This is a genomic window from Sulfurimonas sp. ST-25, from assembly GCF_048079205.1.
Classification (GTDB): domain Bacteria; phylum Campylobacterota; class Campylobacteria; order Campylobacterales; family Sulfurimonadaceae; genus Thiomicrolovo; species Thiomicrolovo sulfuroxydans.
The window spans coordinates 509,967-522,230 of sequence record NZ_CP182225.1; the positions used below are offsets into that span (position 1 = coordinate 509,967).

The window sequence follows — 12,264 nt, forward strand, 5'->3', positions numbered from 1 at the left end:
CATAAGGAGTAATTGGTGAAGACGTCTAAGTATAAGTGGGGGCTGGCCGGCATCCTTGGCATGGCAATGGTGTTGATTTTAGCCGGGTGCGGACGCGACAGCGCGTTTGACGACAATGTCAACGGTGGTGAACTTCAGGTGACGGTTGATCCGTCCGAAGGAGCGGTCAATGTGCCGATCAACAAGCTGATCACGGCGAAATTCAACAAAGAGATGAATGTATCGACCGTGAACGATTCGACATTCTATCTGCTGGATGAGAACGGCACCAAAGTCTCCTCGACGATCAAATTCTACGGTACGGATACCAAGCTCTTTACCTTGACGTCCAATGCGGATCTTGTGATGGATTCGAATTACACCGTCTATGTCACAAGGGGAGTCAAAGCGAGTGACGGCTACCTCCTCGCGGCGGACAATATCATCCGTTTCCGTACGGGCACGCTGAAATATCTGCAGGTCACGGTCCTGCCCAATGACGGCGACACCAACGTCTCCATCGGCGTACATATCCTGGGGAATTTCAATGAAGCGGTCAATACGGCGACACTGAACAGTACCAACGTCTATCTGCGCGAGAGCAACGGTAGCTTTGTCAACGGGACGATCAACTACAGCGATGTCGGCGATGATCACCTCATGACCTTCACGCCGTCGGTTCCGCTTGATTACAATGCGACGTATACCTTCACGATCAAGCAGCCGGTGACGTCTCTCACCGGACTGCAGCTGGAATATGACAGCGTGAACAGCTTTACGACAGGGCCGATGAAGGTGGTCCAGGCGGCTGTCTTCTCTATGGCGTCGACTCCGGTAACGGTTGACACGAACAATTCCGAGGTACTCGGCAGTGTGCTCGGCGGTCTGTTGGGGACGCAGGCATCGGTGGACCTCCTGGGGTCCGGGGGGCTGGCCGGCGTTAGCCTCGGCTTCCCCAAACTGGTCTCGGACCTTGTCGATGTCGTGTCGGCATCAACGGTCGAAGACCTGGTCGACAGCAATGTGACGCTCGACGCGATGCTGAGGCTCATTGCCGATGAGCTGGAAGGGCTCGATGCCGCCGAGGCACATCAGCTCGTGACCGATCTGAGGGCAGAGGTCAACGCCTCCGGTCTCAGCGATACGCCGATCAGCGTGGGCAGTCTGCTCCAGTTCCCGGTCGATACGCTGCCGATGCAGGTGAATGATGTGCTGTCGATGACGGGCCTCTCCGCGGCGCAGCTGAGTGTTCAGTCGCTGTTGGGCGGCATCAACCAGGCGCTTGCGCCGGTACTGAACGCCCCGATAGAGGTACCGCTCTCCCTGCCGCTTCTGACGGATGAAAGCAGCGGCCTGAAACTCCAGGTCATTACACCGCCGGCAATCGCCGTGATGAAAGAGGGCGATACGATCCACTCCGCATCGACACGTCTGCAGCTTAACCTCAAAGTCGGGGGCATCCTGGGGGATCTTCTCGGAGCGCTGAATACGTCGCTGGACGGCGAAGGAGCAGTGAGTGCCGACCTTATCAACCTGCCGCTTTACCTTGAGCTTGGCTCGTCGGAGGCTAACCTGACGGTCCTGAACAACGACGAGATCGCCATGAATGTTCGCAACGGATTGGCCACACTTGTGATTGGTACAATCCCCGAAGATCAGTTCTTCTCGCAGCAGCCGATTTCGCCTGAGGATGTCGGCAGCGCCGATCTCGTCAATCTCCTGGGGCTGGTGAAGATCACCGTGAAGGCCTATGCATCGGGCGTGGCTGACAGCGGCGGAATCAACTTCCTGCCGGTCGATATGCAGCAGATGCAGAGTGTTTATGCACCGACGGGGTCGACAACGGGCGCACTGCTCAATACGCTGGTAAGCAATCTGGAACTGACAATCAATCTGCTGGGCATCCCGATTGATGTGAGTGGGCTGCTTGGAAGCCTGCTCGACCCGCTGCTGTCGATTCTGCTGCCGCTGCTGTCACCGCTGCTTGACTCGGTCACAGGACTGCTGGGAGCAAGTATCGGCAAGGCGGACGTGACCATGATGAGTCTGATATACGGGAACTAGAGAGTTCTGAAAAATAACGGGGTACGCGTCCCGGGAACGGAAGGAAAGAAATGAAAATGAAACGGATAGCCGCGACGGCGGCTCTCGTCGCGGTGGCGGTGCAGGGGCAGGCGGTCGAACGCATCGCGATGCCCGGGCCTTACCTCGGGGTAAATCTCGGATATGCGACCGGTTCGGTCTCCATCTCCACGACCGAACAAGAGGTGTGCCAGGGAGACCCGACCTGTTATGTGGCAAATTCGACGGCAGACGAGGAGGTGTTCGGCGTCAAAGCCTTCGGCGGTTACCTCTTCAATCAGTACTTTGCTGTTGAAGGGGGGTATTTTAACCTGGGTGAACTCTCGTTCAAGGATGTCACCAATACCGGAGAGGTCTATAAAGGCAAGCTCTCGGGACAGGGGATCAACATGGACGGGCTCGCCCACCTCCCGCTCCTTAACGCCCTCACCGTCTTTGCCCGTATCGGGGTGCTGTACGCGGGGATGAGCAAGAACTACACCTACAGCGGGGGCACCCTGCTCGTCAACGGCGCGCCCAAAGATATGCATGTGACCGAATGGGACGTCGGCTACAAGCTCGGTGCCGGCGTGCAGTACGATTTCACCCCTGCCCTCGGCGTACGCGCTGAATGGGAAGGGTATCACCTCGCCGAAGCCGGGTCCAGGTCCGATTACGACGTGAACCTCTACTCTCTGGGGGTTGTTTACCGATTCGGCATCCCAGAGCCGGAACCCGAAAAGATCGTCGTGGTCAAAGAGGTACCGGTCCCCGGCGAGGGCACGGTTCTGGAAAAAGAGGTCGTCAAAGAGGTGGAAGTCGTCAAGAAGGTCGAGGTCATCAAAGAGGTACCCAAGCCTGTTATCATCAAAAAACCGACAGAGCGTGTGGTCCTGGCATCGGATACCCTCTTCGATTTCGACAAGTCCATTGTGAAGCCGCAGGGCGATGCCGCGCTGAAACAGCTCTCCGGAAGGCTGCAGAAAAATGACCGCCTGGTCGTTGTCGGCCATACGGACAGCGTCGGGACGGAAGTGTACAATATGAAACTCTCGCAGCGCCGCGCGAATGCCGTCAGAAGCAAGCTCGTCGCCCTCGGTATTTCGCCGAGAATGATCGAAACCCGTGCGATGGGCGAAAGCCAGCCGGTGGCGACGAACGCGACCGACGAGGGGCGTACCGCGAACCGCCGTGTCGAGATCGAGGTCTACGCCGCTCCCAAAAAAGAGCTGTAGGCTTCCCGCCGCTTCCGCGTGCGGCCTTGGCGTGCGAAGGAGGGCCTAGGCGGAGAAGTGGATGAAAAGCTTCGGTTCCGGAGCTTCGAAGGTCATGCCGAGCAGCTCGACTTTTTTCGCATGCAGCATAACCCGCTGGCTGCGGCGTCCGCCGTACTGCTCATCCCCGACAATCGGGTGGCCGAAGGCGCGCAGGTGGACGCGGATCTGGTGGGTCCGGCCGTGGTGGATGATGAGCTTGAGCTTGCTTTTTTTGCCCGATACTTCCATCGGGTAGATCTCCGTGACGGCCGGCTTGCCCTTTTTGGAGATTTTGGAGTGGGCCTTGCCGTGGCGTTTTTCCGTCAGAATAGGCTCGTCCATGACGGCCTCTTCGGTCACGACCCCTTCGACCCATGCCACGTACTCTTTATAGACCTCGTCTTTTCTGAAGGCCTCGATTGCCTTCCCGCGGAACGCTTCGTTCTTGACCAGCATCAGCACCCCGCTCGTTTCTCGGTCGAGGCGGTGGAGCAGGTGGGTCCCTTTGAACTGGCGTTCCACTTCATCGGCGTTGAGGAAGGCGGGTTTGTCGACGACGATGAGGTCGTCGTTTTCGAAGATCGGGCGGATGCGCTCGACGCGCTGGACTTTGAACTCGGTCTTCAGCGGCAGTTCGCCCCGGGCGATCATCACCTTCTGGTTGCCCACGTAGACAAGCCCGCGGTCGATCAGCTCCTTGGCCTTGGCGTTGGAGATATCCTCCTGGGCCGCCAGCAGTTTGTAGGCCTTGTCTGAGGGGCCGCTGGAGCGTGTCTGCACGTAGCGGCTCTCTTCGGGCTCCGCGGTTTTGGCTCTTTGGGCTCCCGGGTTTTTGCGGCCGGCGTCTTTTTTGGCGAAGGCCTTGGACTTGATCTTGTTCTTGGCTTCGAGTTTCTTGCTCTGTCCGCGGTAGTCGTTCGGTGATTTTTTCATGAGGCGCTCTCCTTGGTGAGGTAGTCAAAAAAAGGTTGGAGATCGACGCTGCCGTTGATCGATGCGGGACGGAGCCCTTCGGCGTGCAGGAGCGCTTCGGTGAGCGCATCGTTCTCGACGACGGCGATGTTGTCGACATAGCGCATCAGTTCGCGCTGGTTGAAAAAGTGCGACCCGCTGAGGGTCCGGCAGCCGAAATGGGCCGGTTCGAGCGGGTTGTGGCCTCCGACGTCCGCCTTGAAGGCACCGCCGAGGACGGCGATGTCGCTGATGGCGTAGAGGTTGTTGAGCTCGCCCATGGCGTCGACGAGGACGACAGGGTGCTCCCCCAGCGCGTCGATGCCGCCGTCCGTGCTCCACCGGGCGATGCGCTCGCCGTCGCACTGGCCGTGCAGCAGCTCCCAGACGGCGTCAAAACGCTCGGGGTGGCGGGGGACGACCAGCAGGCGGCTGTCGGGGTGTTCGGCATGGCGGGCGCGAAAAGCCTCGAGGATCATGGCTTCCTCCCCCTCATGGGTACTGGCGGCGACGATCGTTTCGCCTTCGGGTTTGGCATACGTCTTCGTGGTGGTGACGCTCTGCGCCAGCTTGATATTGCCGATCACCTCGATATTGGAAGCGCCGAGCTGTTCAAAACGGGCCTTGTCGGCTGCGCTCTGGCAGAAGATCTTGTCGACCCGTGCGAACAGCCGCCGGTAGAACCAGCGCAGCTTCAGGTATCGGGGGAAGCTGCGTTCGGAGAGGCGGGCATTGAGCAGCACGACCTTCGCCCCCCTGGCGCGGGCCACGGCAAAGAGCAGGTACCAAAATTCCGCCTCGAGCACGACAAGCGCGCGCTGGGGTTTGACCCAGAAGGGCATAAAGAGCTCATAGGGGAGATAGCGGTGCTCGCTGCCGTACCCCCTGGCAACGTCCTGGCCGGTCTGCGTGATGGTGCTGATGCGCACCTCTTCCGGCGAAAGGGGCGCCAACAGCGGTTTCAGGGCACGCGTTTCGCCGACGGAGCAGGCATGGAACCAGATCCCTCCGGGCGTAAACGGCGGGTTGCCTTTGAGAAAAAAGCGGGCCGGCAGGGATTCGCGGTATTTCGAGCGGAGGCTGAAAAGCAGCAGCAGCGGAAGCGCGGCGACGTAGAGCAGGGCGCTGAGCAGGAAATAGATGAGTGAAAACGGCTTCATGACAGTGCCGTGCAATGGGGGGTGCGAAGCTTACGCTTCGGCAGTTGCTTCCTCTTCGAGGTAGAGGATACGTCCGCAGTGCGGACAGGTTGTGATCTCTTCACCCTTGATGACGTCGGCGTAGACCTTGTCGCTGATGACCATGAAACAGCCCATGCACGCCTGGTTGCGTACCGGAACGGCTGTGGTGTTTTTCGCCCAGCGGCGGATCTTCTGGTAGAAGGAGAGCCCCTTCTGGTTCATCTGGGAGACGAGCTCCTGTTTGCGGGCAAAGACCTGCTGGCGCTCGCCGTCGATCTCTGCCAGTTTCGCATCGACCTCCTCTTTGACGCTGCCGAGGTTGGCATCGAGCTCGTCCATCTGTGCTTTGAGCTCGTTCACGCGCTCGGTTTTGCTCTCGATGATGCGGTCGAGGCGTTCGATCTCTTCGTTGGCGAAGCTGATCTGCTCCTTGGCGATCTCCTCTTCGAGTTGAAGGGACTTCATCTCTTTCTCGGTCTTGATCTCCGCGCTTTTTTTGCGGTTCTCTTCGAGCTTCTGGGAGAGTTCGGCGAGGTGGAGCTCATTCTTCTTGTGCTTGAGCTGCTCGTCCTTGATCTCGTTTTCGAGGCCTTCAATGTTGCTCTCGAGACCCTCTTTTTTGACAAGGGCCGATTCGTATTTATGGTTGGCTGCCTCGATCTGCGGGTCGAAAGCGTCGATCTCTTTGTCGATCTTGGAAAGGTCGATCAGTTGTTTGAGGTGCTTGTTCACAGAAGATTCCTTTATCCGTGGGAAAGTTTGAAACAGCATTGTTTGCAATGCCGCTACCCGTTGCCGTCGGGGGCTACTACGATCAATAATATGTGAACGGGTTTTTCGATGACGAAATTATAACCGTTAATCCGAAATTTTTCAAATGCGGGGCCAGGACCTCGGGGAAAAAGCGTTCGCTTTCAAAGTGGCCGATGTCGATCATGGAGAGGCCGAGGGCCTTGGCCTCCATGGCGTCGTGGTACTTGATGTCGCCGGTGAGGAGGCAGTCGGCGTTGAGGCCGCGCATCAGGGAGGCGCCGGAACCCGTCACCAGGGCGACGCGCCCCAGGCGGTCATGGCACCGGACGGTTTTGAGCTGCGCCAGCCCGAAGCGTCCGGCGACGTCGCGGGCGAAGCTGTCAAAGTCGGTATCGACGTCGAAACAGGCGAGGAAACCCTCCTGCGCTATGGCCGACTGCCCCAGGACCTCCTGCGCGACCCAGCGGTTGAGGTGGGTCTGGTCGAAATTGGTGTGCATGGCGATATTGGCAATGTTTTTTTTGACCATCGTCTGCAGCAGTTTCGCCGGGTACTGCGTGAAATCAAGCGCGCCCAGCCCGCCGAAGATCAGGGGGTGGTGGGTGATGAGGAGGGTTCCCTCTTCGAGCTCCTCCAGCAGCGCCGCGTCGACGTCGATGCTGAGCACCACGGTCGTGATCTCCTGCGCCGGGTCGCCGACGATGAGGCCGGAGTTGTCCCACTTCTCCTGCAGCTCAAAGGGGGATAGGGCGTCGAGGGCGTCGTAGATGGCTCCCAGGGTCATGCGCGGTATCTCCTTTTCTTGTGTTTGTTGCGGATAAAGAGGCCGCGGGTATTGGTGAGGGGGTCTTCGTCTTTGAAATCGAAGGCCTCCGTGGCGCGGATCAGTTCGCCGAGCTTTTTGAAACCGTAGCTCCGGGGGTCGAAGTCGGGGAGCTTGTTGGCGACGAGCTGCCCGACCATCCCGAGGTTGGCCCACCCTGAATCGTCGGCGGCGTCGTCGACGGCGTCGCGCAGAAGCTCCAGCAGCTTCTTCTCCTTCGTCACGTCGACGCTCTCTTTCGCGATGACGTCCCTGCGCAGGTTCTCGGTATAGATGAACTTGTCGCAGGCGCTGAGGAAGGGTTTGGGCGTTTTGCGTTCGCCGAAGCCGTAGACGCTGACGCCGCTCTCGCGGATGCGGCTGGCGAGGCGGGTGAAGTCGCTGTCGCTGGAGACGATGCAGAAACCTTCGAAATTCCCCGTATAGAGCAGGTCCATCGCGTCGATGATCATCGCGCTGTCGGTAGCGTTCTTGCCCGTCGTGTAGCCGAACTGCTGGATGGGCTGGATGCCGTGTTCGAGCAGGTGGGGTTTCCACCCTTTTAGCTGCGTCGAGGTCCAGTCACCGTAAATGCGCTTGACGCTGGCGACGCCGTACTGGGCGATCTCGTCGAGGAGCCCTTCGATGATGGAGGGCTGGGAGTTGTCCGCGTCGATCAGGACGGCAAGGTGCTGCTGCTTCACGGCAGGCGCTCCAGGGCTTCGGCCGCTTCGGGGTAGTCCGAACGCAGTTCCAGCGCTTTTTCAAACATCATGCGCGCCCCTTCCATGTCCCCCTTTTCGATCAGCAGACGGCCGTAGTTGTAGTAGGTCTCTTCGAAAGCGTCGTCGATGTCGACGGCGCTTTTGTAGTGCTCCTGCGCCTCATCCAGCCGCCCCAGTTTCCGCAGCACGCCCGCGACGGCATTGTGGGTCAGGTCGTCGCCCGGGTCCAGCGTGAGGGAGCGGTTGTATTTCTGCAGGGCCTCCTCGTTCGATCCCTCCTTGAAGAGGACAAAGCCGAGCTTGTTGAGGACCTCCGGACTGTCCGGGTCCTGTTTTTCGGCCCGCTCCAGGTAGACCCGCGCTTCGGCGAGCTTGCCGTCGCCGTAGGCGTTGTCGGCCTTGTCGATGAGGGCATCGATCTCCTGGGTGCCCGGATAGGCGGGGCGCTCCGGTTCGGACGGGGGCGGTACGTCACTGTGGGAGGGGAGTTTGGTCTCCCCCTCACCGAGGGTTTGGACAAATTTATAGATCTGCCAGGCGAAAAAGGCGGCAGCGGCGAAGAGGATAATCTGGAAGAGGGTCAAGCAGGAGCCTTTTTGAATACTATTTTATCATAATGATCCCCGCCTGCCGCCCCGTTGTGCCCCCTTCGGCACGGTAGGAGAAGAAGCGGTCGGTACGGCAGGCGGTACAGCTGCCGGGAAGGTCGATATGCCCGGCCGTAAGGCCAGCGGCTTCGAGCTGCTTTTCGAGAATGGCATTGACGTCCAGGTAAGTGCGGCCGTCCCGGCGGGAGAGGGCCCCTTCGCAGCCGGCAGCCTGGACCTCTTGCGCGACCTCCGGCCCGATCTCGTAGCAGCAGCTCCCTATAGAAGGCCCCAGCACCGCCAGCAGGTCGGCGGGGTCGCTGCCGTAGGCGTCGTGCATCGCGGCCACGGTTTTGCCGACGATGTTTTTGAGGGCTCCGGCACGGCCGGCATGCACGGCGGCGACGGCGCGGCGGCGCGGATCATACAGGAGCACGGGGGTACAGTCGGCGACCATGACCATCAGCGGCTGGCCCGCGATGTCGGTCATCAGCGCGTCGCACTCCGGCCGGCTATGAAAGCCCATCTCCGGGGTGCAGTGGACAATGCGGTCCGAGTGGATCTGGCGCATATGCACGAGACGTTCGGGGGCATACCCGAGCTGCCCGGCCAGCAGGGCGTGGTTCGCATCGACGACGGCGGCGTCGTCCCCGACGTGGTAGGCGAGGTTCAACGACGCATAGGGCGCGGTGCTCTCTCCCTCGGCGCGGTCGCTAAAGCCGTGCGAAAGGCCTTCTGCTTCGGCGAGTAGCTTTGACGTGATCACTCTAAGATCCCCGTCCCCGCGGCGTTGGCGCAGTGGAAGATGCGGGTGTGGTGGCGTCTGGCGTAGTAGGTCATCAGCAGCCGCTGCAGCGTCGGTTCGATCGAGGGGGTGAACCAGGCGTTGTTGCTGATGGCGATCATGTACTCCGGGTCCCCCGTAAAGAGCGCATCGGTGGTCGCTTCGTAGCAGACGGCGTTGCGGAAGAGGGTGCCGCCGATCAGGAAGTCGGTGGGGTGGTCGGCGGCGAGGTAGTCGGAGGCGCCGTCGAAGACGACTTCGTTGACCCAGCCGCCCATCCATTTGGGCAGGGGGATGTATTCGCCGAAGGGCACGAGCACCATCTTCTTGGCGACCTGCATCTGCCCTTTATGGAAGAAGTACGTGACGTTGTAGTTGTTGCCGTCCTCAAAGAGCAGGGCTCCTGTCACAATAGCGATTTTTTCCGAACGCGCTTTGAGTTCGTCGATCAGCTCCGGGGCCTTGTTGAGAAAAAGGGGAAAGACCGATTCGGGGAGGATGATGAGGTCATACCCTTCCGCGGCGGCGTCGTCGATGCGCGCAAAGTTGCCGAGGATGGTCGGCACCTGGTACGCCTTCTCCCACTTGAGCTCCTGGGGTACGGCGGTGGCGGCGAGCTTGATCTTCAGCGGCGGGGGCGGTGGTGGCGTGTAGGCGGGCGCGTAGGCGAAGGCGACAAACAGCAGTGCACCGAACCGAAGCGGGGAGCGGAAGGCGGCCACGGCGGCGAGTGCGAAGAGGATGAGGGCGAACTGCCATTTTTCGACGCCGAGATAGCTGTGCAGCAGCGGCAGCTCCGGGACCATCCAGTTGAAGCCCATCGGGGCGACGAAGGTGAGCCCGAAGAGCAGAAGGGCACGTATTAATGGTTGTTCACTTAGGGCGAGGACGCCGAAATAGAGGAGGTAGACGACCCCGAAAAGCAGGGTCATCAGCGGCATCGCCCAGGGCATGCCGTAGTAGCGGAAACTGAAGCCGATCCAGTAGAACCAGAAGATGCCGATAAGAAAGCCCGCCTGCAGCACGGTGCGGCGGGGGGCGGCCAGCAGCCCGTAATAAGCGCCGAGGGCGAGGAGGGTTTCAACGGCGGCGATGTGGGGCAGGGCGAAATAGTCGACATAGATAAAGGTCGAGAACGCCAGGGCGATCGCAAAGGCGACGGCCAGCGATGTCATAAAGGGCATCTGCCTCCGGGTCGTTTTGAAAAGCGTGCTTTGTCCGGTGCTAAAAAGCATATGTCAGGACCTTCCGTAAAGTTCGATCATGCTTTTCAGTCCTTCCCATGGGGCTTCTTCGAGCTGCTGCGGCGTCACACGCCAGCGCCAGTTCCCCTCGGCCGTGCCGGGGGTGTTCATGCGCGCATCCGAGCCCAGCCCCAGCAGATCCTGCAGCGGCAGTACCGCGAGGTTGGCCGTGCTGGCGAGCGCCGTGCGGTTGAGGCTTTCGTGAAACGCCTCCCAGGGGCAGTGAAGGTAGCGCATCGTATGGGCGCGTTCGGCCTCTTCCGGCGGGGCCGCATAGAACCAGCCGTTGGTCGTGTCGTTGTCGTGGGTGCCCGTGTAGACGACGCAGTTCTGGATATGGTTGTGGGGCAGGTAGGGATTGCCGGCATCGCTGCCGAAGGCGAACTGCAGGATCTTCATCCCCGGCAGGGCGTAGTCGTCGCGCAGCGCTTCCACTTCGGGAGTGATGATGCCGAGGTCCTCGGCGATGATGGGCAGGTCGCGGCCGAGGGCGCTGCGGAACGCATCGAAGAGCTTGCCCCCCGGCCCGGTGATCCACTCGCCGTTGATCGCCGTCTCTTCGTCGGCGGGAACGGACCAGTAGGACTCGAACCCGCGGAAATGGTCGATGCGTACCCAGTCGAACAGTTCCAGCGACCCCTTCAGGCGTGCAATCCACCACTCATACCCCTCCTGCTCCATACGCTCCCACTCAAAGAGCGGGTTGCCCCAGCGCTGGCCCGTAGCGCTGAAGTAATCCGGCGGCACCCCTGCGACCGCTGTGGGCTGCAGGTCGTCATCGAGCTGAAAGTACTCGGGGTGGGCCCAGACGTCGGCGCTGTTCATGGCGACGTAGATGGGCAGGTCGCCGATGATCCTGACCCCCTTCGCGTTCGCGTACTCCCGCAGCACCTCCCACTGGGTGTAGAAGCAGTACTGCACGAAACGGTGGTAGCCTGTTTCGTCCTTGAGAATATTCGCGTAGTAGGCCAGGGTCTCCGGCTCGCGCAGGCGGATGTTTTCGGGCCAGTCGTTCCAGACCCGTTCGTTGAAATAGCTCTTCAGCGCCATGAAAAGCGCGTAGTCGTCCAGCCAGGCTGCGTGGGCGGTGCAGAAGGCGTCGAAAGCCTTCGTCGGACGGAAGCGGGCGTGGGCGCTTTCCAGCATCGCCGTATGGCGCGCAATGACCGTATCGAAATCGACGGCGGAGCCCTCGGCCGAGCGGGGCGGGCGTTCGTCCGCCTTTAGGAAGCCCGTGTCGACAAGGAGGTCCGGGTCGATCAGCAGGGCGTTGCCGGCAAAGGCGGAGTAGCACTGGTAGGGGGAGTGTCCGAAGCCCGTCGGGCCCAGCGGCAGGATCTGCCAGTAGCCGACTCCCGCAGCGCCGAGCCGGTCGACCCACCGGCGCGCGATGCTGCCGAGGGTGCCGATGCCGTAGGGGCCGGGCAGGGAAGTGGGGTGGAGCAGGAGTCCGGCGGCGCGCGGCATCATAAGCGGGTCCTTGAATCGTGGATGTTCTTTACTGCGGATTATAGCAGATACGAACTCCTGAAACGTGCGGCAAATGACCGATCGTGTAATACGGCTGTGTAGTACAGCATTCTAAGAGGTGCCCTTTAGTATAATGGCACGAATTTTGGGGCGTGGCCCCGTTTACAGAAGGAAACACTCAATGGAAATCATCTCGCAGTTACTGCCCTTTATCTTTTTGATCGCGATCATGTACTTCATCATCATCCGCCCGCAGCAGCAGCAGGCGAAGAAGCACAAAGAGATGGTCGAGAACCTGAAAAAAGGGGACAAGATCGTCACTTCCGGCGGCCTGATCGCCGAAGTCAAGAAAGTGGAAGAGACTTTTTTCACCGTGACACTGGCCGATAACGTGACCGTCAAACTGACCAAAGACGCCGTCGCGCGCAAATACGAGGACGAGGCGTAACCCGCCTGTTCGTTTAGGTCCCC

The 12,264-nt window shown here is 60.3% G+C and carries 12 protein-coding genes; 3 read left to right on the forward strand and 9 right to left on the reverse strand.

The genetic code is table 11. The annotated features are described in order from the left end of the window. Window positions 1-15: 15 nt before the first annotated feature. Together ACM66T_RS02560 and ACM66T_RS02565 are read left to right on the forward strand one after the other, a co-directional pair. Entirely contained in the window at window positions 16-2,043 is a 2,028-nt protein-coding gene (locus ACM66T_RS02560; protein ID WP_231020234.1) for an Ig-like domain-containing protein, read from the forward strand. 56 nt (window positions 2,044-2,099) lie between these two features. Continuing rightward, entirely contained in the window at window positions 2,100-3,275 is a 1,176-nt protein-coding gene (locus ACM66T_RS02565) for an OmpA family protein (RefSeq protein WP_231020235.1), read from the forward strand. A 45-nt stretch (window positions 3,276-3,320) separates the two neighbouring features. On the opposite strand, the gene ACM66T_RS02570 is transcribed toward ACM66T_RS02565, so the two are convergent. From ACM66T_RS02570 to malQ, 9 genes are all read right to left on the reverse strand, one after another. Beyond that, entirely contained in the window at window positions 3,321-4,229 is a 909-nt protein-coding gene (locus tag ACM66T_RS02570; protein WP_231020236.1) for a pseudouridine synthase family protein, read from the reverse strand. Continuing rightward, window positions 4,226-5,407 carry a lipid IV(A) 3-deoxy-D-manno-octulosonic acid transferase gene (gene waaA, locus ACM66T_RS02575; protein WP_231020237.1) on the reverse strand — a complete coding sequence of 394 codons (1,182 nt, stop codon included), beginning with the start codon at window positions 5,405-5,407 and terminating at the stop codon, window positions 4,226-4,228. The genes ACM66T_RS02570 and waaA overlap by 4 nt, the downstream gene beginning before the upstream one ends. A 30-nt stretch (window positions 5,408-5,437) precedes the next feature. Beyond that, window positions 5,438-6,160, reverse strand: a complete 723-nt coding sequence (locus tag ACM66T_RS02580; RefSeq protein WP_231020238.1) for a zinc ribbon domain-containing protein — start codon at window positions 6,158-6,160, stop codon at window positions 5,438-5,440. Window positions 6,161-6,242: 82 nt separating this feature from the next. Continuing rightward, entirely contained in the window at window positions 6,243-6,965 is a 723-nt protein-coding gene (locus tag ACM66T_RS02585) for a Nif3-like dinuclear metal center hexameric protein (RefSeq protein ID WP_416768741.1), read from the reverse strand. Then, complete coding sequence (locus ACM66T_RS02590; protein WP_416768742.1) at window positions 6,962-7,687, reverse strand: NYN domain-containing protein; 726 nt, start codon at window positions 7,685-7,687, stop codon at window positions 6,962-6,964. The genes ACM66T_RS02585 and ACM66T_RS02590 overlap by 4 nt, the downstream gene beginning before the upstream one ends. Then, window positions 7,684-8,292 carry a tetratricopeptide repeat protein gene (locus ACM66T_RS02595; protein ID WP_231020241.1) on the reverse strand — a complete coding sequence of 203 codons (609 nt, stop codon included), beginning with the start codon at window positions 8,290-8,292 and terminating at the stop codon, window positions 7,684-7,686. The genes ACM66T_RS02590 and ACM66T_RS02595 overlap by 4 nt, the downstream gene beginning before the upstream one ends. A 19-nt stretch (window positions 8,293-8,311) precedes the next feature. Next, on the reverse strand, window positions 8,312-9,061 hold the full coding sequence (gene pgeF / locus ACM66T_RS02600; protein WP_231020242.1) for a peptidoglycan editing factor PgeF: 750 nt from the start codon (window positions 9,059-9,061) through the stop codon (window positions 8,312-8,314). Continuing rightward, window positions 9,058-10,263: an apolipoprotein N-acyltransferase gene (locus tag ACM66T_RS02605; protein ID WP_231020243.1), complete on the reverse strand. Its 1,206-nt coding sequence runs from the start codon at window positions 10,261-10,263 to the stop codon at window positions 9,058-9,060. The genes pgeF and ACM66T_RS02605 overlap by 4 nt, the downstream gene beginning before the upstream one ends. A 54-nt stretch (window positions 10,264-10,317) precedes the next feature. After that, window positions 10,318-11,793 carry a 4-alpha-glucanotransferase gene (gene malQ, locus ACM66T_RS02610; protein WP_231020244.1) on the reverse strand — a complete coding sequence of 492 codons (1,476 nt, stop codon included), beginning with the start codon at window positions 11,791-11,793 and terminating at the stop codon, window positions 10,318-10,320. Window positions 11,794-11,974: 181 nt separating this feature from the next. Here malQ and yajC point away from each other — a divergent pair, with 181 nt between their 5' ends. Then, window positions 11,975-12,241, forward strand: coding sequence for a preprotein translocase subunit YajC (gene yajC, locus ACM66T_RS02615; RefSeq protein ID WP_416768743.1), 267 nt, complete (start codon window positions 11,975-11,977; stop codon window positions 12,239-12,241). The last annotated feature ends 23 nt before the right edge of the window (window positions 12,242-12,264 follow it).